This is a genomic window from Streptomyces sp. NBC_01334 (assembly GCF_035983595.1).
GTDB lineage: Bacteria > Actinomycetota > Actinomycetes > Streptomycetales > Streptomycetaceae > Streptomyces > Streptomyces coriariae.
In genome coordinates, this window is record NZ_CP130718.1 from 6,319,584 (window position 1) to 6,344,584 (window position 25,001).

Below are 25,001 nucleotides of genomic sequence, written 5' to 3' on the forward strand. Positions count from 1 at the left end.
GGAGCTAGCGCTTGGACTTGGGGTCGAGTGCGTCACGCACCGAATCGCCGAGCAGGTTGAACGCGAGGACGAAGATCACCATGGACAGGCCCGGGAAGAGCATGAAGGTGAGGTCCTCGGTGTAGAAACTTGCACCCCGCGCGATCATGACGCCCCAGTCCGGGGTCGGGTCGATCATGCCGACTCCGAGGAAGGCGAGACCCGCCTCAGCGGTGACGTACGCCGGGAGCATCAGCGTGGTCTGGATGATGATCGGCGTCCACAGGTTGGGCAGCAGCTCCTTGAAGACGATACGCCCCGGTGATGCACCCGTGACCTTCGCGGCCTCGACGAACTCCCGTTCACGCAGGCCCAGTACCTGGCCGCGCAGCAGTCGGGCGATGGACGCCCACCCGAAGGCGGAAAGGACGATGATCAGAGCCGTGGCCCGCAGCCAGGTCGGGATCTCCTCGTCGGGAGCGACGAAGAGCCCGAACACGACCGGCATGAAGGCGATGAAGAACAGCGTGGACGGGAACGACAGCAGGATGTCGATGACCCGGCCCACGAGATAGTCCGTCTTGCCGCCGAGGTAGCCCGCGGTGGTGCCGATGACCACACCGAGGACCACGGTGAGCACGGTGGCGGCGAGCGCGATGCCCAGCGAGTTGCGGATCGCGTAGAGCAGGAAGGTGAAGACGTCGCGCCCCAGCTGGGGTTCGATGCCGAACCAGAACTCGGAGCTCATGCCGCCGTTCGGACCCGACGGGTAGGCGAACGGGTTCAGCAGCTCGGGACGCTGGCTGGCGTACGTGGTGTAGGGGTCCTTGCCGTACAGCTTGGCTATCAACGGAGCGGCGACGGCGATCACGAAGAAGAAGCCCACGATGCACGCGGACATGACGCCCGTGCGGTCCCGCTTGAAGCGGTTCCACGCCAGCCGTCCGGGAGAGCGGCCCTCGCTGCCCTTGTGGGTGGAGGGCGTGGGCGACTTCTCGACGCTCTCGTCGGTCACCTCAAGCGGGGCAGCCGCTGATGGAGTTGGGGGGGTCATGGTGCTCCTGAGCCCACGGGAGGGTCTGATGACTCCGCAGGGCACTCCCTACGGGCTACGCCGGACTTTTTCAACGCAATTCGTTCACGGTCAATAAATTCTGGTCTCCCTTGGTTTTCTCTTTACTTTCTTTACCTGAGCTTGACCGTATCGTAGCTACGCGTGTAGCGCGCCGTGATCGTTCCGTGTCTGAATTCGGGCCAACTGCGCGAAACGGGCAAGGGGTTCGATATTCGGACGCCGGGGTGTCGGAATGCGTACATCTCGGGGTCGCAATCCAACGGTTCGGCATCGGATGGTGAAGATCCGTTGCGCACTACACCGAAGATCCATTGTGACCTGCGAAGAAGATCCTTTTCGACCCCCCGCCAGGATCCTGCTGCCGGCCTCCGGCGCACTTGTGCCGTCCCCCGAATAGCCCTCCGATGGCCTCCCGTTGGGCGCGGCCCCTGTGCGTAATGCACCTTTTAAGTTGATATTTACTGGTAATGGATCAGTGCTTCGGTGCTGACGGCACAGCGCTCAGGTAAAAGCGCGGTCAATGAGGAGGCATCCATGCGTGGAGCCACGCACGCCAAGTGGGCCGCATGCGCGGCGGCGGCAGCACTCGCGGCGACGGCGTGCGGGGGCGGGGGGAGCGACAGCGGCGGCGGCGACGGCGGCGCGGTGCTCAGCTCCTCCTGGGGAGACCCGCAGAACCCGCTGGAGCCCGCCAACACCAACGAGGTGCAGGGCGGCAAGGTCCTCGACATGATCTTCCGCAGCCTGAAGAAGTACAACCCGGAGACCGGCGCGGCCGAGGACATGCTGGCCGAGAAGATCGAGACCACGGACTCCCAGAACTTCACGATCACCGTCAAGGACGGCTGGACGTTCAGCAATGGCGAGAAAGTGACGTCGAAATCCTTCGTCACCGCGTGGAACTACGCCGCGAGTCTGAAGAACAACCAGAAGAACGCCTACTTCTTCGAGTACATCGACGGCTACACCGCGGCCCACCCCGCCAGTGGCTCGCAGACCACCGACGTCCTCTCCGGGCTCAAGGTCGTCAACGACAGGACCTTCACCGTCAAGCTCAAGCAGAAGTTCTCCACCTTCCCCGACACCCTGGGTTACCCCGCCTACGCCCCGCTGCCGCAGGCCTTCTTCACCGACCACGCGAACTGGCTGAAGAAACCGATCGGAAACGGGCCGTACACGATCGACTCCTACACCAAGGGCTCCCAGATGGCCCTGAAGAAGTGGGACGGCTACCCCGGCGAGGACAAGGCGGAGAACGGCGGCGTGACCCTGAAGGTCTACACCGACAACAACACCGCCTACACCGACCTGCTGGCCGGCAACCTCGACCTCGTCGACGACGTGCCCGCGGCCCAGCTCAAGAACGTCAAGAACGACCTCGGCGACCGCTATCTGAACACCCCCGCCGGCATCATCCAGACCCTGGCCTTCCCCTTCTACGACAAGAAGTGGAACACCACCGGCTCCGACAAGGTCCGTACCGGCCTCTCCCGCGCGATCGACCGCAAGCAGATCACCGAGACGATCTTCCAGAACACCCGTACCCCCGCCACCGACTGGACCTCCCCGGTGCTCGGCGAGGAGGGCGGCTTCAAGGAAGGCCTGTGCGGGGACGCCTGCGAGTACGACCCCGCCGCGGCGAAGAAGCTCATCCAGGAGGGCGGCGGCCTGCCCGGCGGCCAGGTGAAGATCACATACAACGCGGACACCGGATCGCACAAACAGTGGGTCGACGCGGTCTGCAACTCGATCAACAACGCCCTCGACAACGACAAGGCCTGCGTCGGCAACCCGGTCGGCACGTTCGCGGACTTCCGCACCCAGATCGGCGACCGGAAGATGACCGGACCCTTCCGGGCGGGGTGGCAGATGGACTACCCCCTCATCCAGAACTTCCTCCAGCCGCTCTACTACACGAACGCCTCCTCCAACGACGGCAAGTGGTCCAACAAGGACTTCGACAAGCTCGTCGACCAGGCCAACGCCGAGACCGACACCGCCAAGGCCGTGGAGATCTTCCAGCAGGCCGAGGAGGTCGTCCGCGACAACATGGCCGCCATCCCGCTCTGGTACCAGAACGGCAGCGCCGGCTACTCGGAGCGGCTCTCGAACGTCAAGCTCAACCCGTTCTCCGTCCCGGTCTACAACGAGATCAAGGTCAGCTGACCCGCCATGGGCCGGTATGTGATCCGGCGTCTGCTCCAGATGATCCCGGTGTTCATCGGTGCCACGCTGCTGATCTTTCTGATGGTGAACGTGATGGGCGACCCCATCGCGGGCCTGTGCGGCGACCGGGAGTGCGACCCGGCCACCGCCGCCCAGCTGAAGAAGGAGTTCGGTCTCGACAAGCCGGTCTGGCAGCAGTACCTGACCTACATGGGGAACGTCTTCACCGGAGACTTCGGTACGGCGTTCAACGGCCAGCCGGTCACCGAGCTGATGGCGACGGCCTTCCCGGTCACCATCCGGCTGACGATCGTCGCGATCGTCTTCGAGATCGTCATCGGCATCACCCTGGGTGTCATCACCGGCCTGCACCGGGGCCGCCCCGTCGACAGCGGGGTCCTGCTGCTCACCCTCGTCGTGATCTCCGTCCCCACCTTCGTCACCGGCCTGCTGCTCCAGCTGCTGCTCGGCGTGGAATGGGGCTGGATCAAACCGTCGGTCTCCTCGGAGGCCACCTTCGGTGAGCTGATCGTGCCGGGCCTGGTGCTCGCCTCCGTCTCCCTGGCGTACGTCACCCGACTGACCCGCACCTCCATCGCGGAGAACAAACGGTCCGACTACGTCCGGACAGCCGTCGCCAAGGGGCTGCCCCGCCGCCGGGTCGTCACCCGGCACCTGCTGCGCAACTCGCTCATCCCCGTGATCACCTTCATCGGCACCGACATCGGCGCCCTGATGGGCGGCGCGATCGTCACCGAGCGCATCTTCAACATCCACGGCGTCGGCTTCCAGCTCTACCAGGGGATCCTCCGCCAGAACACCCAGACCGTCGTCGGCTTCGTGACCGTCCTCGTCCTGGTCTTCCTGCTGGCCAACCTGCTCGTCGACCTGCTGTACGCCGTACTCGACCCGAGGATCCGCTATGCCTGAGCCGATGCCGCCGGAGCACCTGCCGGGCGCGGGCCGTACCCCGGAGGACGGAGCCATCGCCGACACCGGCATGGGCGGCGCGATGGACCTGGCCACCGCGGAGGGCGAGACCCTCGAGAAGACACCCGGCGGGCCGCAGGGCACCGGGCCGTCCGAGAAGGCCCGGTCCCTCTGGTCCGACGCCTGGCGGGACCTGCGCCGCAACCCGGTCTTCATCATCTCCGGCCTGGTCATCCTCTTCCTGGTCTTCATCTCCCTGTGGCCCGGTGCCATCACCTGGCTGAGCCCCCTCAAGTGCACCCTCTCCAAGGCCCAGGAGGGCTCCCAGCCGGGCCATCCCTTCGGCTTCGACGGCCAGGGCTGCGACGTCTACACGCGCGTCGTCTACGGCGCCCGGACCTCCGTCACGGTCGGTGTCCTGGCCACCCTCGGCGTGGCCCTCCTCGGCAGCGTGCTGGGCGGTCTGGCCGGGTTCTTCGGCGGGGCGGGGGACTCGATCCTGTCCCGGATCACCGACATCTTCTTCGCCATCCCGGTCGTCCTCGGCGGCCTGGTCCTCCTCTCCGTCGTGACCAGCAACACGGTCTGGCCGGTCATCGGGTTCATGGTGCTGCTCGGCTGGCCCCAGATCTCCCGGATCGCCCGCGGCTCGGTGATCACCGCCAAACAGAACGACTACGTCCAGGCGGCCCGGGCCCTGGGCGCCACCCACACCCGGCTGCTGCTGCGGCACATCGCGCCGAACGCGGTCGCCCCGGTGATCGTCGTGGCGACCATCGCGCTCGGCACGTTCATCGCACTGGAGGCGACCCTGTCCTACCTCGGCGTCGGGCTGAAACCGCCGACCGTCTCCTGGGGCATCGACATCTCCGCCGCCTCGCCCTACATCCGCAACGCCCCGCACGCCCTGCTGTGGCCCTCGGGCGCCCTGGCCCTCACGGTCCTGGCGTTCATCATGCTCGGCGACGCGGTGCGCGACGCCCTCGACCCGAAGCTGAGGTGACGGCCGGATGCTGCTCGAAGTACGCGACCTGCACGTGGAGTTCCGCACCCGGGACGGGATCGCGAAGGCCGTCAACGGCGTCAGCTACGGCGTGGACGCGGGCGAGACGCTCGCCGTGCTCGGCGAGTCCGGCTCCGGCAAGTCCGTCACCGCCCAGGCGATCATGGGCATCCTCGACGTGCCGCCCGGCCGGATCACCGGCGGCGAGATCCTCTTCCGCGGCAAGGACCTGCTGCGCTTCAAGGAGGAGGAACGCCGCAAGGTACGCGGCGCCGAGATGGCGATGATCTTCCAGGACGCCCTGTCGTCCCTGAACCCCGTGCTGTCGGTGGGCGACCAGCTCGGCGAGATGTTCGTCGTGCACCGGGGGATGTCCAGGAAGGACGCACGGAACAAGGCCGTGGAACTGATGGACCGCGTCCGCATCCCCGGCGCCCGGGAACGGGTCAGGGACTACCCGCACCAGTTCTCCGGCGGTATGCGCCAGCGCATCATGATCGCGATGGCGATGGCCCTGGAACCGGCGCTCATCATCGCCGACGAACCCACCACCGCCCTCGACGTCACCGTCCAGGCCCAGGTCATGGACCTGCTCGCGGAACTCCAGCGCGAGTACCACATGGGCCTGATCCTCATCACCCACGACCTGGGCGTGGTCGCGGACGTGGCCGACCGGATCGCCGTGATGTACGCGGGCCGGATCGTCGAGTCGGCCCCGGTCCACGACATCTACAAGGCCCCGGCCCACCCCTACACCCGAGGCCTGCTCGACTCCATCCCGCGGCTGGACCAGAAGGGCCAGGAGCTCTACGCCATCAAGGGCCTGCCGCCCAACCTCATGCACATCCCGCCCGGCTGCGCCTTCAACCCGCGCTGCCCGATGGCCCAGGACGTGTGCCGTTCGGACGTACCCCCGCTGTACGAGGTCGACGAGTCCGACGCGGACCGCACGAGCGCGTGCCACTTCTGGAGGGAGTGCCTGCATGGCTAGTTCCGCATCGGCCGAGCCGATCCTCGAAGTGAGCGGGCTGGTCAAGCACTATCCGCTCACCCAGGGCATCCTGTTCAAGAAGCAGGTCGGCGCGGTCAAGGCCGTCGACGGCGTCGACTTCACCCTCCACCGCGGCGAGACCCTGGGCATCGTCGGGGAGTCCGGCTGCGGCAAGTCCACGGTCGCCAAGATGCTGGTCAACCTGGAGAAGCCGACGGCGGGGGAGATCCGCTACAAGGGCGAGGACGTCACCGGCCTGTCGGGCAAGGCGCTGCGGGCCGTCCGGCGCAACATCCAGATGGTCTTCCAGGACCCGTACACCTCGCTCAACCCGCGCATGACCGTCGGCGACATCATCGGGGAGCCGTACGAGATCCACCCCGAGGTGGCGCCCAAGGGCGACCGGCGGAAGAAGGTCCAGGACCTGCTGGACGTCGTCGGGCTCAACCCCGAGTACATCAACCGCTACCCGCACCAGTTCTCCGGCGGCCAACGGCAGCGGATCGGCATCGCGCGGGGGCTGGCCCTGCGCCCGGAGGTGATCGTCGCCGACGAGCCGGTCTCCGCGCTGGACGTGTCGGTCCAGGCGCAGGTGATCAACCTGCTGGACCGGCTCCAGAGCGAGTTCGACCTCTCCTACCTCTTCATCGCCCACGACCTCTCGATCGTCCGGCACATCTCGGACCGGGTGGGGGTGATGTACCTCGGCCGGATCGTGGAGATCGGCCGCGACGCCGAGATCTACGACCATCCGACGCACCCCTACACGCAGGCCCTGCTCTCCGCGGTGCCCGTTCCGGACCCGGAGGCGCGGGAGCACCGGGAGCGGATCATCCTGGCGGGCGACGTCCCGTCCCCGACGAACATCCCCTCCGGCTGCCGCTTCCGCACCCGCTGCTGGAAGGCGCGGGAGCGGTGCGAGCTGGAGGTGCCGGTGCTGGCGGTCCCGGCGGAGTTCCGGCTCGAGACCGGTCCCGCGGCGCACGACTCGGCGTGTCACTTCGCGGAGGAGAAGCAGGTGGTCCCGCCCGAGGAACCACCGGATGATCACACCAACGACGGTGCATAGCAGCACATTTGCTCAGCAACCGCGTTAACACACAGGCAACTTGACCGACCCGATTCCGATATACGGACGGGCCACTCTGAACAGCGTACGGCCGTGCGGGTGCCGTAAACGGGCCGGGAGCGCCATGTCTCCCGGCCCGTTGCCGTGCCTACGGCACTACGCCGGCCCGAGTGAACGCTTGAGGAAGTCCACCTGGAGCAGCAGCAGGTTCTCCGCGACCTGTTCCTGGGGGGTCATGTGGGTGACGCCCGACAGGGGGAGCACCTCGTGCGGGCGGCCGGCGGCCAGCAGGGCCGAGGAGAGCCGCAGGGCATGGGCGACGACCACGTTGTCGTCGGCCAGTCCGTGGACGATCATCAGCGGGCGGTGGGGTCCGGCGGGTGAGGAGAGTCCCTCGTCGGTGACGAGCGAGCTCTTCGCGTACGCCTCAGGGGTGGTGGCCGGGTCGCCGAGGTAGCGCTCGGTGTAGTGGGTGTCGTAGAGCCGCCAGTCGGTCACCGGGGCGCCCGCGATGCCGGCGTGGAAGACGTCGGGGCGGCGCAGCACCGCCAGGGCCGCGAGCCAACCGCCGTAGGACCAGCCGCGGATCGCCACCCGGGAGAGGTCGAGGGGATGGCTCTTCGCCAGCTCCTGCAACGCCTCGACCTGGTCGTCCAGGCTGACCGTCAGGTCGTGGTGGATCGCCTTCTCCCAGCCGGGGGAACGGCCCGGGGTGCCCCGCCCGTCGGCGACGACCACCGCGAAACCCTGGTCGGCGAACCACTGGGAGGTCAGGTGCGCGTTGTGCGCGGCCAGCACCCGGGGCCCGTGCGGGCCGCCGTAGGGATCCATGAGGACGGGCAGGGGGGTGTCACCGGGGTAGTCCGTAGGCATAAGCACGGCGCACGGGATGCGCCGTGCGCCCCCCTCGGTGAGGAGTACGCGGGGGGACAGACCAGGATCTTCTGCGTACGACCGGACAGTCGCCGCCGGCTTCCCGTCCCGCAGTACCCGCGCCACGCTGCCCGGCCGGTCGAGCACCGACGACACCAGAACGGTCACGTTCCCCGAGCGCACCGCCGAGTGCACCCCGGGCTCCTGGGAGAGGCGCTCGACGCCGAGTTCGTTGACGCGGTAGACGTGCACCTCACCGGTTTCCGGCGCGGCCGCGTCCGCCCCGGCCGAGGCGGCGACCAGCACGTCGTCGGAGGTGACGTCGAGCACCGCACGTACGTGCAACTGGGCGCCCGTCAGCGGACGTTCCCCGACCGCCAGGACGCGGGCGCCGCCCTCGTCGGCGATCCTGACCAACTGTCCCGACGGGCTCCAGCACGGCACGCCAGGGAAAAGATCGAGCCAAATCCGATCTTCGTCGGCGTGCACCATCCGGGTCGCCCCGGAGTCGGTGTCCACCGCCAGGAACAGCTGACTGCGCTGGTCGCGCGCCTGTACGAGCAGCAGCGGCGCCCCCGCCCCTGACCAGTGCACTCGCGCCAGGTACGGATAGCGCGCCCGGTCCCAGACGACCTCCGTGCGCACCCCGTCGAGCCCGAACGCGAACAGCCGCACCTCCGCGTTGGGCGTCCCGGCAGCCGGATAGGGCACGTGTTGTGGGTCACGTTTCGGCTGGGCCGGATCGGAGATCCACCACCGTTCCACCGGCGTGTCGTCCACCCGCGTGACCAGCAGTCGATCCGACTCCGGAGACCACCAGAACCCCCGCGAGCGGCCCATCTCCTCGGCCGCGATGAACTCGGCCAATCCATAGGAAACCGTGTCCGATTCCGGCTCCGCCAGCGCCCGGTCGTCGTCGCCCTCGGCTCCCACCACCCGCAGGGCGCCCCCGACGACGTACGCGACGAGCCGCCCGTCGGGGGACGGACGGGGGTCGATCACCGGCCCGGGGACCGCGAGTTCGGTCGCCGTGCCGGCCCGCAGCTCCGCCGTGAAAAGCCGCCCTGACAAGGCGAAAGACGCCAGCTCGACGGCCTCGTCGGTGGCGTAGCCGATGATCCCGGAGCCGCCCTCACGGCTGCGCTCGCGGCGGGCGCGCTCCTCCGCCGAGAGGTCCTCCGAGGTGCCGCCGAGAAGGGCGCGCGGGTCGGCTGCCGGGCGCTCCGTGCCGTCCGCCGGGTCGAGGACCCACAGCGCACCCGCGCGGTCCGTGCCGGAGCCGGAGCGCAGGAACACGACCCGGGAGCTGTCGGGGGCCACCGTGAACGAACGCGGCGCGCCGAGGGTGAAACGCTGGGTGCGGGCGTGCCTGCGGGGGAAGGAGTCGGACTCGGTCGTCATCCTCCGACCATATTGGCCATGCGACCCCCTTGTGCGGCTGTGCGCCGCGAGATGCGCACCCACACATAGTTATGATCACTAGCGCTGTGTGGGTATGAACCTGCTGGCTGATGTATGGATTTACAAGTTCCCTTGTTCTGCTTTTGCCCCCACGTTCCCGGGTCCTTGGAGGTGAACCGCCGTGGCACTCTCGATTTCGGCGGTGGTGCTGCTGGCGATCATCGTCTTCTTGCTGGTCAAGAAGTCGGGGCTGAAAGGCGGTCACGCGGTCGTCTGCATCCTGCTCGGCTTCTATCTGGCCTCCTCGACGATCGCGCCCACGATCAGCGACCTGACGACGAGCGTGGCGAGCATGATCGGCAGCATCAAGTTCTGACGCGTGCCGACCCTGCGTCTGCCCCTGCGCGGGAGATGTAGTCCCGCCTCGTAGGGTTGGCCCCATGACGGAACTCCCCTCCCCCAACCTCCGGCCGGGGGGACCCCCAGCTCGCGCCGCCCGGCGTCTGCTGCTGGTGCACGCGCACCCGGACGACGAGTCGATCAACAACGGCGCGACCATGGCCAGGTATGCGGCCGAGGGCGCCCATGTGACCCTGGTCACCTGCACCCTCGGTGAACGCGGCGAGGTCATCCCGCCGGAGCTGCGGCATCTGACCGGTGCCGCCCTGGGGGAGCACCGGCGCGGTGAACTCGCCGCCGCCATGGCCGAACTCGGCGTCGACGACTTCCGCCTGCTCGGCGGCCCCGGCCGCTACGGCGACTCCGGGATGATGGGCCTTCCCGACAACGACGACCCCGCCTGCTTCTGGCAGGCCGACGTCGACGAGGCCGCCGCGTCCCTCGTCCAGGTCGTCCTCGAGGTGCGCCCCCACGTCCTCGTCACCTACGACGACGACGGCGGCTACGGCCACCCCGACCACATCCAGGCCCATCGCGTCGCCATGCGGGCCGCGGAGCTGGCCGAGGACGCCGGGTGGCGCATCCCCAAGGTGTACGTCAACCGCGTCCCGCGCTCCGTCGTCGGGGCCGCCTTCGCGAGGCTCCGGGAGGAGCTGCCGAAACTGCCCTTCACCCGGAGCGCCGTCGTCTCCGACGTGCCGGGCGTGGTGGACGACGGCCTGGTCACCGCCGCGATCGAGGGCGGCCCGGAGCACACCGCCGCCAAGGCCGCCGCGATGCGCGCGCATGCCACCCAGGTCGAAGTCGCCCCCGGCGAGCAGTACTTCGCCCTCTCCAACGAGCTCGCGCAGCCCCTGTTCCCGATCGAGTACTACGAACTCGTCCGCGGGGAGCCCGCCGGGAAGAGGGAGACCGACCTGTTCGCCGGTACGGGCGACGCGACGGAGGTGGCGTGATGTCCGACCGCGGTTCGATGCTCGCCCAGCCGCTGCGGATGCCCCCCGCCGGACGGATCGCCGCCTGTGCGGGGCTCCTGCTGCTCGGCGCCGTCACCGGTCTCGCCGGGGCGCTCGTCCAGGCCGGCTGGTTCCCGGGCGGACTGCTCCTCGCGCTCGTGGGCGCGGCCGGGCTGTTCCTCGGCGGGGCGCGTGCGCTCGGCAGCCGCGCCGGGGCCGTCGCGCCCGCCGCCGGCTGGATGATCTCCGTCATCCTGTGCACGGCGGGCCGTCCCGAGGGTGACTTCCTGTTCGGCGCGGGAGGCGGTTCGTACCTCTTCCTGCTCGGCGGCATGGCACTTGCTGTGATCTGCGCCACCATTGGTTTGGGGCGGCAACCGGTCGGCGGCGACGTCCGACTTGGCAAGTGACGTACCACTTCACCCTGGCGCGCCCGTGGGAGTCCCGTGTGGGTTTCCCCGGCGGTCGTGGGATACGGGCCAGAAGTGGCCAGTATGGTGGTGCGCGCCGCCGAGCTGCCCGTGAGGCCGTGCGGGCGGCGGAGCCAACCTGGAGAACCTGCCTTGAGTCGTGAAACTGACAGTCCGTCCTCCGGGCCCAACGGGCGCGGCGGAGCCGCATACCCCTCGGGCACGCCGCCGTACGGCACCCCCGTGGTGTCCGACGGCGGTGCGGACGCGGGCCGTTCGTCCGCGCAGCCGGAGGAACGCAAGACCGAGACCACGCTGACGACCCGGATCCGCATCAACATCCCGGGTTCGCGGCCGATTCCGCCGGTCGTGATGCGCACGCCCGTCGCGGACGCGGAGAGCAAGGGCGGTGACAGCCCCGAAGGCAACGCCCAGGCCGGTGCCGACGCGCAGTCGGCGCCGTCCGCGCCCGCCGTCGGCCACTCCTCGTCCGACACGGGCTCGTTCGAGCTGCCCGCCGAACCGGCACCCGCCGCGGAGACGAGCAACTGGTTCGCGCCCCGCAAGTCCGGGCCGGGCAAGGGCGGACAGGGCGGCGGCTCCACCAACGGCGCTGGTCTGCCGGGCGGTTCCGCCGCCGGTACGGGCGCGCCCGCGGCCGCTCCCGCCGGCGCGGCGGGACCGGGTGCCGGAACCGGCGCCGGTGCGCCGGGTGGCGCGCGGCCGGGCAACGGACGTCCCGGTGGTGTGGTCGGCTCCATGAGCGTGCCGGGCGGTTCGCGTCCCGGCGGCACCAACGGCGCCGGGGTCCCCGGTGGCGCCACCGGCGGTCCCGTGGCTCCGGGGCACGGCGGCGGCACGGGCTCCTTCGACGTCACCGAGGCACTCGCCGCGGGCCCGCTCGGCAACGGCCCGCGGCCGGGCCAGCCGCCGGTGCAGGGGCAGGGGCCGGGGCAAGGCGGCGTCGAGCCGCGGCGTGACAACCTGCCGTACTTCTCCGACAACGGCCAGCAGGGCCAGCACGGCCAGCAGGGCTTCGGCGTGCCGAACGGCACGCAAGGCCAGGTCCCCCAGGGCGCTCTCCCGGCCGGTCCCGGCGGCTCCTACGACTTCAACGGCCCGGACGGACCCGGCGGTCCCGGCGGCCGTGGCGGCCCGCAGGGCGGCCCTGCGGGCCCGACCGGCGGTCCGGTCACCGGCGACGGCCCGATGGTGCCTCCGATGGGCGGCGCCCCGCACGGCGCCCCGCACGGCGCTCCCGGCGTGACCCGCCCGCCCGGCGCTCCCTCCGGTCCTGGTGGCCCCGGCGGCCCGAACGGCCGTGGCGGTCCGGGTGGTCCGGCCGGCCCCGGTGCGCAGGCAGGTCCCGGCGGTCCGCGTGCCGTCGGCGCCGGCCCCGGCCCCGGTCGTCTCCCCGGCGGTGGCCTGAGCGACGACACCGCGATCCTCACCCCGCAGAAGCCCGCCCCCGAACCGGGCGCGGGCGGCTACGGCGGCCGTCCCGTCGACAACGTCTCCGGGAACACCGTCACCAGCGGCATCCCCGTCGTGCCCGGCGGCCAGGGCGGTACGCGCACCGACGGTCCGCTGCCGCACACCCCGCCGAAGGGGCCGGCCCCGGCCCCGGCCCCGCAGAGCGCGCCCGCGGGCGAATCCAGGAACTCCAAGAAGAAAAAGAAGAAGGGCCGCGGCAAGCTGCCCCTGCTGGGCGGCCTGGTGGTCGTCGCGGGGATCGGCCTCTACGGCGCCGGCCTGCTGATGAACCACTCCGACGTGCCCAAGGGCACCACCGTGCTCGGCGTCGACGTCGGCGGCGGCACCAGCGACGACGCCGTCAAGAAGCTCGACGACGCGTTCGGCAAGCGGGTCACCCAGGCACTGAAGCTGTCCGTCGACGGCGACACCGTCACCCTGAAGCCGGATCAGGCGGGCCTCCAGTTCGACCTGCAGGCCACCGTCGACGACGCCGCCAAGAGCGACTACAACCCGGTCTCCGTGATCGGCTCGCTGTTCGGGCAGCACCGTGAGGTCGAACCGGCGATGCCGGTCGACGAGGAGAAGCTCCAGGCGGCCCTCGAGTCCGCCGCGGGCGGCGCCGGCTCTGCCACCGACGGCACGATCAAGTTCGAGTCCGGCAAGGCCGTCGCCGTCTACGGCAAGGCGGGCAAGGGCATCGACGCGGCGCAGGCCCAGGAGGCCGTCGTCGAGGCCTATCGCACCCAGGTGGAGACCGGCACGGCCACCGGGGTGAAGGTCCCGACGACCGACAAGCAGCCGACGATCTCCGACGCCGAGGTCGATCGGATGATGAAGGAGTTCGCCGAACCGGCGATGTCCGGCAAGGTCACCGTCATGACCGACGCGGCGCACACGGTCTCCTTCAGCCCGAAGAACTCCCTCTGGAAGTTCCTCCAGGTCAAGGCGGTCAACGGCAAGCTCGTCGAGAGCTACGACCAGGCCGCGCTGACGGAGCTCTACGGCGGCACCTTCAACGGTGTGCTGATCACCCGGGGCACCGGCCAGAAGACGGCCGTCACGGTCCAGGACGTCATCAGCGCCCTGCGCCCGGCCCTGAAGAGCGAGACGGAGCGGACCGGGGTCATCGACACCGACCCGAGCTGATCCGACGGCGGTGCCGCATGACATCTGTCATGCGGCACCGAGGACGGCAGACACTGCCGCCCGCCCGGCCCCAGGGCGACGATTGCTGTCATGACGACGACAGCACCGGTGGTCGGGTTCGACCAGGTGAGCAAGAGTTTCGGGGACGTGCGGGCCGTGGACGGCCTGACGCTCGCCCTGCGCCCGGGGGAGACCGTGGCGCTGCTGGGTCCCAACGGGGCCGGCAAGTCGACCACCCTCGATCTGCTGCTCGGCCTCAAGCAGCCCGACAGCGGCACGGTCCGCATCTTCGGCACCGGCCCGCGTGAGGCGATCGTCGCCGGCCGGGTCGGCGCGATGCTCCAGAGCGGCGGCCTGATGGACGAGGTCACGGTCGCCGAACTGGTCGCGCTGGCCTGCGGACTGCACCCGAAGCCGTACCGGGTCGCCGATGTGCTGGCCCGCGCGGGCGTCACCCAGATCGCCGACCGCAAGGTCGACAAGCTCTCCGGCGGCCAGGCCCAGCGGGTCCGGTTCGCCCTCGCCACCGCCGGCGACAGCGACCTGATCGTCCTGGACGAACCCACCACCGGCATGGACGTCACCACCCGGCAGGCGTTCTGGGCCACCATGCGCGAGCAGGCCGACCAGGGCCGCACGGTCCTGTTCGCCACCCACTACCTCGAAGAGGCCGACGCGATCGCCGACCGGGTGCTGGTCCTGCACCGGGGCCGGCTCCTGGCCGACGGCACGGCGGCCGAGATCAAGGCCAAGGCGGGGGCGCGCAGGATCGCCTTCGACCTGGCGGACGGGATCGACGAGGCAGCCCTGCGCGCCCTGCCGTTCCTCACCACGCTGGACGTCTCCGGCCGGACCGTCCGCATCCAGTCCACCGACGCCGACGCCACCGTCCACGCGGTCTACGGCCTCGGGCTCTACCCCCGCAACCTCGAAGTCGCCGGGCTCGGCCTGGAGCAGGCCTTCGTCGCCCTCACCACCGCCGAGGAGGCGAAGTCCAAGTGAACGGCCTGATCAAGCTGGAACTCACCCGCGCCCTGCGCAACCGCAAGTTCCTGTTCTTCTCGGTGATCTACCCGTCTGTCCTGTTCCTGCTCATCGCGGGCAGCGCCGACGGCACGGAGAAGGTCGACGGCACGGGCCTGACCCTGCCGACCTACATGATGGTCTCGATGGCCTCCTTCGGCGCCCTCACGGCCGTCCTGATGGGCAACAGCGAACGCATCGCCAAGGAGCGCCAGAGCGGCTGGGTGCGGCAGTTGCGCCTGACCACGCTCCCGGGCCGCGGTTACGTCCTGGCGAAGACGGCGAGCGCGGCCGTGGTCAGCCTGCCCTCCATCGTCGTCGTCTTCGCCGTCGCCGCGGCCGTGAAGGACGTACGGCTGGACGCCTGGCAGTGGTGCGCCCTCACCGGCGCGATCTGGGCCGGCAGCCTGGTCTTCGCCGCCCTCGGCGTGGCGATCGGCTACCTCGCGAACGGGGACGCCGTCCGCCCGATCACGATGATCACCTACTTCGGCCTGTCCATCCTCGGCGGCCTGTGGATGCCGACGACGACCTTCCCGACCTGGCTCCAGGACATAGCCAAGTGGGTGCCGACGCACGCGTACGCTGCCCTGGGGCAGTCCATCGAGCAGAGTCAGGCCCCGCATGCCAAGGACATCGTCATCCTGGTCGTCTTCTTCGCCCTGTTCACGGGCGGCGCGGCCTGGCTGTACCGGAAGGACACGCTGAAGGCGTGAGCGTCATGACGGACGACCAGCTGTCCGAGAAGGCCCGGGGCGGACCGCCGATCGCGCTGGGCCAGACCGCCCGCACGACGCGCGAGCTGTGGCGGCGCAAGCTGCTGTGGATCGGCGTCTGGCTGGTGTTCCTCAGCTCGCCGGTCCACGACCTGGTCTCGGGCAACCACACCACCGGCGGCACGGTGGCCGGCTGGCTGGGCCTCGCGGTGTTCGTCACCGTCTACCTGTCGCTGCTCTTCCGGGACATGGGGGCCGCGCCCTACCCCGACCTGCTCGTCGCCGCCCTGATCGGCTCCATGGCGGTGCTCGCCACCGTCCTGTGCCTCACCCTCGGCTCCGCCTGGCTCGGCCTGTACTGCTACGTCTCCGTGGCCTGCGGGATGGTGCTCCCGCTGCGGGTGGCGTTCTGGACGATCCCGGGCACGGCCGCGGTGATGCTCCTCGTCGGCCTGCGCACCGGCGAGGAGGAGGCGCTCAACCTCCTCCTGCTGGTCCTGCTCATCGGCTTCGCGATGACCGGGGTGAGCCAACTGGTCCGCACGACGGTGGAGTTGCGCAAGGCCCGCGCGACGGTCGCCCAGCTCGCCGCCAACGAGGAACGGCTGCGCCTGGCCAGGGACCTGCACGACCTGCTGGGCCACTCGCTCTCCCTGATCACCCTCAAGAGCGAGCTCGCCGGCCGGATGCTCCCCGGCCATCCCGAGAAGGCCGCCCAGCAGGTCGCCGACATCGAACAGGTCAGCCGCCAGGCCCTGGTGGACGTCCGGGAGGCCGTCACCGGCTATCGGCGGCCCCGTCTCGCCGCCGAACTCGCGGGCACGCAGGTCGCGTTGACGGCGGCCGGCATCACCGCCGTGATCCCGGCCGAACCGGACCTCGACGGCGTCCCCGAGGAGAGCGAGTCCGCCCTCGCCTGGACCCTGCGCGAGGCGATCACCAACGTCGTACGGCACAGCGGCGGCGCCCGCTGCACGGTGGACCTGGTGCGGCGCCAGACCCTGGACGGCCCCGTCCTCGAACTCTCCGTCGAGGACGACGGGTCCGGCGGTTCCGGCAAGGGCCCCGGCAACGGCCTCACCGGTCTCACCGAGCGCCTGGAGAAGGCCGGCGGCACCCTGGAGGCGGGCCGCGTCCGGCGCGGCTTCCGGCTGACCGCCCGGGTCCCGGCCGGCCCGGTGCCGGACGTAGGATCCCGCTCATGAGTGGTGGCATGATCAAGGTCCTGCTGGCCGAGGACCAGTCGATGGTCCGCGAGGCCCTGGCGGCCCTGCTCGGCCTCGAGGACGACATCGAGGTGGTCGCCCAGGTGGCGCGCGGCGACGAGGTCCTCGCGGCCGCCCGTGCCCACGACGTCGACGTGGCCCTCCTCGACATCGAGATGCCGGGCGCGACGGGCATCGAGGCTGCCGCGCAACTCCACAAGGAACTACCGGGGTTGAAGCTGGTCGTGCTCACGACCTTCGGCCGTCCCGGCTATCTGCGCAGTGCCATGGAGGCAGGCGCCGACGCCTTCCTCGTCAAGGACGCGCCCGCGGCGCAGCTCGCGGAGGCGGTCCGCAAGGTCCTGGCGGGCGAGCGGGTCATCGACCCCACGCTCGCGGCGGCGGCCCTGGCGGGCGGCGCCAACCCCCTCACCGACCGCGAACGCGAGGTCCTGCGCGCGGCGGCCGACGGTTCGACGAACGCGGAACTGGCGGCGGCCCTGCACCTGTCCCAGGGCACGGTCCGCAACTACCTGTCGACGGCGATACAGAAACTGGCGGTACGCAACAGGGCCGAGGCAGTGCGGACGGCGAGGGAGAAGGGCTGGCTGTGAGGGGCAGCGCCCCCCACCAGCCTCCGACGGCTCTTCGACGGGCCTCTGGTGGCCCTCCGACGGCCGCCGACGGGCCTCCCGCGGGCCTCAGTTCAGCATCGCCCGCGCGGCGAACGCCTCCTTGCGCACCCGCTCCGCGGTCCCCTCGTCCACGACCTGCACCAGCCCCGCGTACTCCTCCAGCTCCACGGCCCCGCCGACGAAGTCCCCCCGCTGCACCAGCAACTGCCCCTTCTCGTACCGCAACCGTGCCGGATGGGAGGGCACCGCCAGTGCCAGCTCCACGGCCCACAGCGCGACATCCGACCGCTCCGGCCGGGCCAGGGCCCACGACCGGATGTTGTTCAGGATCCGCATCACGACGTCCAAAGGCTCCGCCGGGACCAGCATCGACGGTTCGAGCGGCGCCCCCGTCGCCGCGGTGACCAGCGAATCCGCGTCATCGCCCGACAGGATCCGCCCCCCGTCGAAGGGATCGACGAGCACCTGGCGCTCCAGGTCCGCGGGCGGCCCGAACCCGACCACGAAGTGCCCCGGCAGCGCGACCCCGTACACCGGCGCCCCGGCCCGTCGCGCCACCTCCACCCAGACCACGGACAGCAGGATCGGCAGGCCCCGCCGCCGTACCAGCACCCGATGCAGCAGCGACGACTCCAGCCGCTCGTAGTCCGCTGCCGAGCCACGGAACCCGTACCGCTCGCCGAGCAGCTCCCGCAGTGCCACCGCCCACTCCCGCGGCCCGCCGGGCCGGTACGGCAGCTCTCCGGCCAGCCGGTCCAGCTCGATCTGCGCGGCGTCCAGTGCGGCCTCGTCCAGCTCCCGGTCCGGCTCCGCGCCGATCAGCAGGCACAGCAGGGCCAGATCGGGCCGCTCGGCCCGCGCCTCCTCGGCGAACCGCCGCCGTACCTCGCCGGCCTCGAACCCGCTCACGCATGCTCCCGATAGTGGTGGTACGCGTGATGCGCCGCGAAGCCCATCCCGGCGTACAACGCCCGCGCTCCCGCGTTCCTCTCCTCCACCTGCAGCCAGGCCGCCGACGCCCCCTCCTCCAGCGCCCGCCGGGCGAGCGCGGCCATCACGACGGTGGCCAGCCCCCGCCGCCGCTGCGCAGGATCGACCTCGACCGCCGCGAAGCCGGCCCAGCGCCCGTCCACGACACACCGCCCGATGGCGGCGGGAGCCTCGCCGGGCTCCCCGGGCACCGACGCGAACCACACCGACGGTCCCGCTCCCAGCACCTTCAGGGCCACCTCGCTCACCCCCTTGCGCTGATACCGGGCCAGCCACGCCTCGTCGGCCTCCCGGGCCAGGACCACCCCCTCAGCCTCCGCCCCGTCGGCGAGGGGCGCCAGTGCCCCGATCCACAACTCGGAGCTCACCTCACGCACCCACCCGCGCCGCTCCAGCTCCGCGCACAGCAGCTCCTGGGTGCCCTCGGCCCCCGTCGCGGTCTGCACATAGGCGGGCAGCCCGCGCTCCCCGTACCAATGCCGTACGACGTCCAGGGCCTCGTCGAGAGGAACGCCCGGCGCGCCGAGCGGCAGCACCGAGTTGGCCCGGCGGGTGAACCCGGCGGCGGCCCGCAGCTCCCACTCGCCGAGCCGCGCGCTCTCCAGCGGACGCCAGGCCCGGGAGGCGACCTGCGCGAGCTCCTCGTAGCGGGCGGCCGGACCCCGGCGGCGGGCCGGGGCGGCCGGAACGACCTTCCCGGCGACCAGCGAGGACGCGTCAACGCGGACGCTCTCACCGCTCTTCCGTGTGATCACCAGCACACCGTCGTCCCATGATGTGAGAACGCCTACCGTGTCGGTGAATTTCCCCCCGGCGGTACCCGCCTCGGTCAGGCATCGTACGGAGACACGTTTGCCCACGTCAGCAGTGGTGACGCGGACCTCGAGGCGTCCGGCGGCCGAGATTTCCACAGGTCAGTTCACCCCTCCTGTTCGGATCATGCCCAGGAACGGAGATACTAGAGGCGGGCATCGACGACGCCGCGCTCCCGCGCGCCAGGCGGCGGAGCCTGAGGAGGCCCGCCGGCGCCCTATCGAGGAGGAACGACAGCGTGACCTACGTCATCGCGCAGCCTTGTGTCGACGTCAAGGACAAGGCGTGCATCGAAGAGTGCCCGGTCGACTGCATCTACGAGGGCCAGCGGTCCTTGTACATCCACCCGGACGAATGCGTCGACTGCGGCGCCTGTGAGCCGGTCTGCCCGGTCGAGGCGATCTTCTACGAGGACGACACTCCGGAGGAGTGGAAGGACTACTACAAGGCGAACGTCGAGTTCTTCGACGAGCTCGGCTCGCCCGGCGGCGCCAGCAAGCTGGGGCTGATCGAGCGCGACCACCCCTTCGTCGCCGCGCTGCCGCCGCAGAACCAGTAAAGCGGCCCGCACCTCGTGCCGCCTCGGTCCCGTACGGCCTGATCGCCTCAGATCGCCGTGCGGGGCCGAGGCGTTTGCCGTGAAGGGGCAGCTCCCGTACCAGAAAGTGAGCCAGAAGCCGTGTCCGCAGTCTCCGACCGTCTCCCCACCTTTCCCTGGGACAAGCTGGCGCCGTACAAGGCGACGGCCGCGGCCCACCCGGACGGCATCGTCGACCTCTCCGTCGGCACCCCCGTCGACCCGGTCCCCGAGCTGATCCAGAAGGCCCTGATCGACGCGGCCGACTCACCCGGCTACCCGACGGTCTGGGGCACGCCCGAGCTGCGCGACGCGATCACCGGCTGGGTGGAGCGGCGGCTCGGCGCCCGCGGTGTGACCCACCGGCACGTGCTGCCGATCGTCGGCTCCAAGGAACTGGTCGCCTGGCTGCCCACCCAGCTGGGCCTCGGCCCCGGCGACCGGGTCGCCCACCCGCGCCTGGCCTACCCGACCTACGAGGTCGGCGCCCGCCTGGCCCGCGCCGGGTACGAGGTCTACGACGACCCCACGGACCTGGACCCGGAGGGGCTGAAGCTGCTCTGGCTCAACTCGCCGTCCAACCCCACGGGCGAGGTGCTCTCCAAGGACGAGCTGACCCGGATCGTGGCCTGGGCCCGTGAGCACGGCGTCCTGATCTTCTCCGACGAGTGCTACCTGGAGCTGGGCTGGGAGGCCGACCCGGTCTCGGTCCTGCACCCGGACGTCAACGGCGGCTCGTACGAGGGCATCGTCTCGGTCCACTCGCTGTCCAAGCGCTCGAACCTGGCGGGTTACCGGGCGGCCTTCCTGGCGGGCGACCCGGCCGTCCTGGCCCCGCTCCTGGAGATCCGCAAGCACGGCGGCATGATGACGTCGGCGACCACGCAGGCGGCGGCCGTGGCGGCCCTCGGCGACGACGCCCACGTCCGTGAGCAGCGGGAACGCTACGCGGCCCGCCGCACCGCGCTGCGCGAGGCACTGCTCGCCCACGGCTTCCGCATCGAGCACAGCGAGGCCAGCCTGTACCTCTGGGCCACCCGCGACGAGTCCTGCTGGACCACCGTCGCCCACCTGGCGGAGCTGGGCATCCTGGTGGCCCCCGGCGACTTCTACGGCGAGGCGGGCGAGAACTTCGTCCGCGTGGCCCTGACGGCGACGGACGAGCGGATCGCGGCGGCGGTCGCGCGGCTCGCCCGCTAGGACGCGTCCCGCGCCCACCTCCCGGCCGGCCTGCCGCAACGACGAGACGGGGCCCAGGGAACACCCTGAACCCCGTCACCGGCTCGAGGGCCGCGGCGTCAGCCGAGCGGCAGGCTCTTCACCGGCAGGGTCTCGGCGCCGGGCAGCCCGCCCTTGGTGAGCGAGTCCGTCGGCAGTCCGCCCTTGGTGGCGGTCGACGCGGTGTCCCCGAGGAGGCCCCCGGCGGAGCCCGCCGCCTCGCCGGCCGTCTTCTGTGCCGCGGGCGCCGCCTTCTTCACGGCCTTGCCGCCGGTCTTGCCCGCGGCCGGCACCGTCTGCTTCACGGCCTTGCCACCGGTCTCACCCGCGAGTCCGGTGACGTTCTGCGCCGCGCCGTCGACCGTGGTGCCGACGCTCGCCGCGTCCAGGGCGGTCAGTCCGCCGAGGTTCGGAGCGGCGGGAAGGCCGGGGGCCGCGCCGGCGGAGCCGGCCGCACCGACCCCGGCGGCCGCTCCCGCAGCGACAAGCAGCGCGGCACGGGCGATCCGGCGGGTCAGGGGGAGGGACATGATGCTCCTTCGACGGGAGAGAACAAGGACTGTCTGTGACTGCTGTGACTGTCTGTCTGTCCGGGCCCGGACGCAGTGACTACCGCTCGAAGCCCGCGAAGGTTGCGCACGGCCAACGTAAAGAGTTGGCAATGCGTCGCATTATCGCCTGCGGATAAAAACGGGCAAAAACCGCCCGATGTGAAAGTCCGTCAAACCCCTGTAGCCCTTTGTCCGCAAGGGATTCGCCGGATGCGGGGGTGACGGCGCGAAAACCTGAGCACCAGGTCGCCCGAACGGTCCGTACGTGACCCGATCGAGTGACGACCCGTACTACTGCGCGGTGACGATCCGTACGCTGCCGTTTCCGCCGCCCGCCCCCGTCGCCCCGGCGGCCTCCGCGCTGGTCGAGCCGGTCGCCCGCCACCGGCTGTCGGTGTTCCCGGAGACCCACTCCCGGCCCGCGTACGACACGCTCTCGATGCGCAGCGCCGAGGCGTTGGCCACCGCCCAGTGCGCCAGCTGCCAGCCGCGCTCGCCGACACTGCGGCCACCGGAGGTCGTGTCCTCGGTCACGGGCAGCGTCACGGTCCGCCCAGCGCTCTCGGCGGCCGGTGCGTCCGGGGCCGCCGGGGAAGTGGACGAGACGTCCTGCGCGTCGGCCTCCGAGCCCGCCTGCTGGAGCGCGTCCCGACCGAAGTCCCGGACCAGCGCCGCCCGCACCGCGTCCGGACCGGTGGTCGTCGGCGTGGTGGCCGAGCGGCCGTTGCAGGTCAGCGTGGCCGCTGCCGTCCCGGTCAGCGCGGCGGCCAGCACCGTGGCGTCCGGCTCGTGCTTGGCGTACGCCTCCGGGTAGCCGCTGCGCTGCACGCGCTGCGCGGCGACGGTGAGCGGGAGCTCGGTGTAGTCGCGGACCTTCGCGAGGTGCTCGTAGAAGATGCTCGCCGCGTACGCCGGGTCCGTGACCTGCTTCTCGGTGCCCCAGCCCTGCGAGGGCCGCTGCTGGAACAGGCCGAGCGAATCCCGGTCGCCGTGGGTGAGGTTGCGCAGCCCCGACTCCTGGAGGGCGGTCGCGAGCGCGATCGCCACGGCACGCTCGGGCATGGCCCGGTTGGTGCCGACGGCGGCGATCGTGGCCGCGTTCACCGCCTGCTCCGGCGTGAACTCGTACGTCGCCCCGTTCGCGCCGCCCGAGACGACCCGGCAGCCCGGATCGTCCGTGCCGCCGGTGACGTACTGCACCACGACATAACCCGCGACGGCGGACAGGACCACGCAGGCCGCCCCGAAACGGAGGAGGCGGCCGCGGCGCTTGGGAGAGGGGGACGGCTCTGGCACGCGTACAAGGTACTGGAGAGTACTGAGGAGTAGGAGGCCCGTGCGCTGAGCGCGGAAAAGCTGGACGCCCAGTGGGCGCGTTAGGGTCGACGGCATGGCCGACACCCCGCTTGACCTCACTCTGGACGCCGCCGCACTCACCGCGCGGCTCGTCGACTTCCGTTCGGAGAGCGGCACCGAGAAGCCGCTCGCGGACGCGATCGAGGCCGTCCTGCGCGCGCTGCCCCACCTCACGGTGGACCGCTACGGCAACAACGTGGTCGCCCGCACGAACCTGGGCCGCGCGGAGCGTGTGGTCCTCGCCGGCCACATCGACACGGTCCCGATCGCCGACAACGTCCCCTCGCGGCTGGACGAGGACGGGGTCCTGTGGGGCTGCGGCACCTGCGACATGAAGTCCGGGGTGGCGGTCCAGCTGCGCATCGCGGCGACGGTCCCGGCGCCCAACCGCGACCTGACCTTCGTCTTCTACGACAACGAGGAGGTCGCCGCCGACCTCAACGGCCTCAAGCACGTGGCCGAGCACCGTCCGGAGTGGCTGGCGGGCGACTTCGCGGTGCTGCTGGAGCCCTCCGACGGCCAGGTGGAGGGCGGCTGCCAGGGCACCCTGCGGGTCCTGCTGAAGACCAAGGGTGAGCGGTCCCACTCGGCGCGCAGCTGGATGGGCTCCAACGCCATCCACGCGGCGGCCCCGATCCTGGCCCGCCTCGCCGCCTACGAGCCGCGCTACCCGGTCATCGACGGCCTGGAGTACCGCGAGGGGCTCAACGCGGTCGGCATCACGGGCGGGGTGGCCGGCAACGTCATCCCCGACGAGTGCGTCGTCACCGTCAACTTCCGCTACGCGCCGGACCGGAGCGAGGCGGAGGCCGTCGCCCACGTCCGCGAGGTCTTCGCCGACTGCGGGGTGGCGGAGTTCGTGGTCGACGACCACAGCCCGGCCGCCCTCCCCGGCCTCTCCCACCCGGCCGCGGCGGCCTTCATCAAGGCGGTCGGCGGCACACCGATGCCCAAGTACGGCTGGACGGACGTGAGTCGCTTCTCCTCGCTGGGCGTCCCCGCGGTCAACTACGGCCCCGGCAACCCGCACTTGGCGCACAAGCGGGACGAGCGCGTGGAGACGGCCAAGATCCTGGCGGGCGAGGAGCGGCTGAGGGCCTGGCTCACCGCCTGAGGGGACGTTCGGCGCGAGGGCTCTTCAGGGCGGACACGCCGACGTCCCCCGTCCGTAACCCGCGTAGATCTACGCTGAGGTGGAACAAACTTCCCCGGCTCTCGGCTTCGCCCGAGCCGGGGAGGCTCAATCGCGGAGGGAGCTCACCATGGCTACAGGGAACCCCGAGGGCAAGAAGCAGCCACCGGACGAACAGCGCCTGGGACCGGTCCTCCGTAGGCGGGACCAGGTGCAGTCGAGCACCACGGACCAGCGGCTGCTGGACGAACGGGCGCCCTCCGACTGGGTGCACACGGACCCCTGGCGGGTGCTGCGGATCCAGTCGGAGTTCATCGAGGGCTTCGGCACCCTCGCCGAACTGCCCCCGGCGATCAGCGTGTTCGGTTCCGCCCGCACACCGGTGGGCTCCCCGGAGTACGAGGCGGGCGTACGGCTCGGCAGCGCCCTCGTCGACGCCGGCTGGGCCGTGATCACGGGCGGCGGCCCGGGCGCGATGGAGGCGGCCAACAAGGGGGCGTCCGAGGCGGGCGGCATCTCGGTGGGCCTGGGCATCGAGCTCCCCTTCGAACAGGGCCTCAACCCGTACGTCGACATCGGCCTGAACTTCCGCTACTTCTTCGTGCGGAAGATGATGTTCGTGAAGTACGCGCAGGGCTTCGTGGTCCTGCCCGGCGGCCTCGGCACCCTCGACGAACTCTTCGAGGCACTCACCCTCGTCCAGACCCAGAAGGTCACCCGCTTCCCGATCGTCCTCTTCGGCACGGAGTACTGGGGCGGCCTGATCGACTGGCTGCGGAACACCCTGATCGCCCAGGGCAAGGCCTCCGAGAAGGACCTCCTCCTCTTCCACGTCACGGACGACGTGGAGGAGGCGGTGGCCCTGGTGTCGAAGGAGGCGGGCCGCTAGGAATGTCAGCCCGTCCGGCGCT

The 25,001-nt window shown here is 70.8% G+C and carries 23 protein-coding genes; 17 read left to right on the forward strand and 6 right to left on the reverse strand.

Annotated elements, in window-relative coordinates; genetic code table 11:
• Positions 1 to 4: 4 nt before the first annotated feature.
• Positions 5 to 994, reverse strand: coding sequence for an ABC transporter permease (locus tag OG736_RS28500; protein ID WP_327184939.1), 990 nt, complete (start codon positions 992 to 994; stop codon positions 5 to 7).
• Positions 995 to 1,588: 594 nt separating this feature from the next.
• On the opposite strand from OG736_RS28500, the gene OG736_RS28505 reads away from it, so the two are divergent.
• From OG736_RS28505 to OG736_RS28525, 5 genes are read left to right on the forward strand one after another with little or no spacing between them, the layout of a single operon-like run.
• Positions 1,589 to 3,220, forward strand: a complete 1,632-nt coding sequence (locus OG736_RS28505; RefSeq protein ID WP_327184940.1) for a peptide ABC transporter substrate-binding protein — start codon at positions 1,589 to 1,591, stop codon at positions 3,218 to 3,220.
• Between the two features lie 6 nt (positions 3,221 to 3,226).
• A complete protein-coding gene (locus OG736_RS28510; RefSeq protein ID WP_327184941.1) occupies positions 3,227 to 4,150 on the forward strand; it encodes an ABC transporter permease in 924 nt (307 codons plus the stop codon).
• The gene (locus OG736_RS28515) at positions 4,143 to 5,153 is read left to right on the forward strand and encodes an ABC transporter permease (protein WP_327184942.1); all 1,011 of its coding nucleotides are present in this window, start codon (positions 4,143 to 4,145) and stop codon (positions 5,151 to 5,153) included. Before OG736_RS28510 ends, OG736_RS28515 begins: the two co-directional genes overlap by 8 nt.
• A 7-nt stretch (positions 5,154 to 5,160) precedes the next feature.
• Entirely contained in the window at positions 5,161 to 6,144 is a 984-nt protein-coding gene (locus OG736_RS28520) for an ABC transporter ATP-binding protein (protein ID WP_327184943.1), read from the forward strand.
• Positions 6,137 to 7,213, forward strand: coding sequence for an ABC transporter ATP-binding protein (locus tag OG736_RS28525; protein WP_327184944.1), 1,077 nt, complete (start codon positions 6,137 to 6,139; stop codon positions 7,211 to 7,213). Before OG736_RS28520 ends, OG736_RS28525 begins: the two co-directional genes overlap by 8 nt.
• Positions 7,214 to 7,369: 156 nt before the next feature.
• Here OG736_RS28525 and OG736_RS28530 read toward each other — a convergent pair whose 3' ends face one another.
• Positions 7,370 to 9,487 (reverse strand): S9 family peptidase, encoded by a 2,118-nt coding sequence (locus tag OG736_RS28530; RefSeq protein WP_327184945.1) that lies wholly within the window; start codon positions 9,485 to 9,487, stop codon positions 7,370 to 7,372.
• Positions 9,488 to 9,668: 181 nt separating this feature from the next.
• Between OG736_RS28530 and OG736_RS28535 the strand changes: the two genes are divergently transcribed.
• From OG736_RS28535 to OG736_RS28570, 8 genes are all read left to right on the forward strand, one after another.
• Positions 9,669 to 9,863, forward strand: a complete 195-nt coding sequence (locus tag OG736_RS28535; RefSeq protein ID WP_020127941.1) for a hypothetical protein — start codon at positions 9,669 to 9,671, stop codon at positions 9,861 to 9,863.
• Between the two features lie 64 nt (positions 9,864 to 9,927).
• Positions 9,928 to 10,842, forward strand: a complete 915-nt coding sequence (gene mshB, locus OG736_RS28540; protein ID WP_327184946.1) for an N-acetyl-1-D-myo-inositol-2-amino-2-deoxy-alpha-D-glucopyranoside deacetylase — start codon at positions 9,928 to 9,930, stop codon at positions 10,840 to 10,842.
• Complete coding sequence (locus OG736_RS28545; protein WP_327184947.1) at positions 10,842 to 11,252, forward strand: DUF6113 family protein; 411 nt, start codon at positions 10,842 to 10,844, stop codon at positions 11,250 to 11,252. Before mshB ends, OG736_RS28545 begins: the two co-directional genes overlap by 1 nt.
• Positions 11,253 to 11,405: 153 nt before the next feature.
• The gene (locus OG736_RS28550; protein ID WP_327184948.1) at positions 11,406 to 13,874 is read left to right on the forward strand and encodes a hypothetical protein; all 2,469 of its coding nucleotides are present in this window, start codon (positions 11,406 to 11,408) and stop codon (positions 13,872 to 13,874) included.
• A gap of 90 nt (positions 13,875 to 13,964) precedes the next feature.
• Entirely contained in the window at positions 13,965 to 14,876 is a 912-nt protein-coding gene (locus OG736_RS28555; protein WP_327184949.1) for an ABC transporter ATP-binding protein, read from the forward strand.
• The gene (locus OG736_RS28560; RefSeq protein WP_327184950.1) at positions 14,873 to 15,613 is read left to right on the forward strand and encodes an ABC transporter permease; all 741 of its coding nucleotides are present in this window, start codon (positions 14,873 to 14,875) and stop codon (positions 15,611 to 15,613) included. The genes OG736_RS28555 and OG736_RS28560 overlap by 4 nt, the downstream gene beginning before the upstream one ends.
• Positions 15,614 to 15,618: 5 nt before the next feature.
• Positions 15,619 to 16,818, forward strand: coding sequence for a sensor histidine kinase (locus OG736_RS28565; RefSeq protein ID WP_327187739.1), 1,200 nt, complete (start codon positions 15,619 to 15,621; stop codon positions 16,816 to 16,818).
• Entirely contained in the window at positions 16,815 to 17,432 is a 618-nt protein-coding gene (locus tag OG736_RS28570; protein ID WP_230194734.1) for a response regulator transcription factor, read from the forward strand. The genes OG736_RS28565 and OG736_RS28570 overlap by 4 nt, the downstream gene beginning before the upstream one ends.
• An 87-nt stretch (positions 17,433 to 17,519) precedes the next feature.
• Here the strand turns inward: OG736_RS28570 and OG736_RS28575 are convergent, their stop codons facing one another.
• Positions 17,520 to 18,362: a transglutaminase family protein gene (locus tag OG736_RS28575; RefSeq protein WP_327184951.1), complete on the reverse strand. Its 843-nt coding sequence runs from the start codon at positions 18,360 to 18,362 to the stop codon at positions 17,520 to 17,522.
• Entirely contained in the window at positions 18,359 to 19,354 is a 996-nt protein-coding gene (locus OG736_RS28580; protein WP_327184952.1) for a GNAT family N-acetyltransferase, read from the reverse strand. The genes OG736_RS28575 and OG736_RS28580 overlap by 4 nt, the downstream gene beginning before the upstream one ends.
• Before the next feature lie 140 nt (positions 19,355 to 19,494).
• Between OG736_RS28580 and fdxA the strand changes: the two genes are divergently transcribed.
• The gene (gene fdxA, locus OG736_RS28585) at positions 19,495 to 19,815 is read left to right on the forward strand and encodes a ferredoxin (RefSeq protein WP_003973842.1); all 321 of its coding nucleotides are present in this window, start codon (positions 19,495 to 19,497) and stop codon (positions 19,813 to 19,815) included.
• A gap of 120 nt (positions 19,816 to 19,935) precedes the next feature.
• Positions 19,936 to 21,033 (forward strand): bifunctional succinyldiaminopimelate transaminase/glutamate-prephenate aminotransferase, encoded by a 1,098-nt coding sequence (locus OG736_RS28590; RefSeq protein ID WP_327184953.1) that lies wholly within the window; start codon positions 19,936 to 19,938, stop codon positions 21,031 to 21,033.
• A 98-nt stretch (positions 21,034 to 21,131) separates the two neighbouring features.
• Here the strand turns inward: OG736_RS28590 and OG736_RS28595 are convergent, their stop codons facing one another.
• Entirely contained in the window at positions 21,132 to 21,581 is a 450-nt protein-coding gene (locus OG736_RS28595) for an ATP-binding protein (protein ID WP_327184954.1), read from the reverse strand.
• A gap of 312 nt (positions 21,582 to 21,893) precedes the next feature.
• Positions 21,894 to 22,898 (reverse strand): heavy metal transporter, encoded by a 1,005-nt coding sequence (locus OG736_RS28600; protein ID WP_327184955.1) that lies wholly within the window; start codon positions 22,896 to 22,898, stop codon positions 21,894 to 21,896.
• 94 nt (positions 22,899 to 22,992) lie between these two features.
• Between OG736_RS28600 and dapE the strand changes: the two genes are divergently transcribed.
• Both dapE and OG736_RS28610 read left to right on the forward strand, forming a co-directional pair.
• Positions 22,993 to 24,072: a succinyl-diaminopimelate desuccinylase gene (dapE, locus tag OG736_RS28605; RefSeq protein ID WP_327184956.1), complete on the forward strand. Its 1,080-nt coding sequence runs from the start codon at positions 22,993 to 22,995 to the stop codon at positions 24,070 to 24,072.
• 148 nt (positions 24,073 to 24,220) lie between these two features.
• Positions 24,221 to 24,979 (forward strand): LOG family protein, encoded by a 759-nt coding sequence (locus OG736_RS28610; protein ID WP_057603272.1) that lies wholly within the window; start codon positions 24,221 to 24,223, stop codon positions 24,977 to 24,979.
• Positions 24,980 to 25,001: the final 22 nt, after the last annotated feature.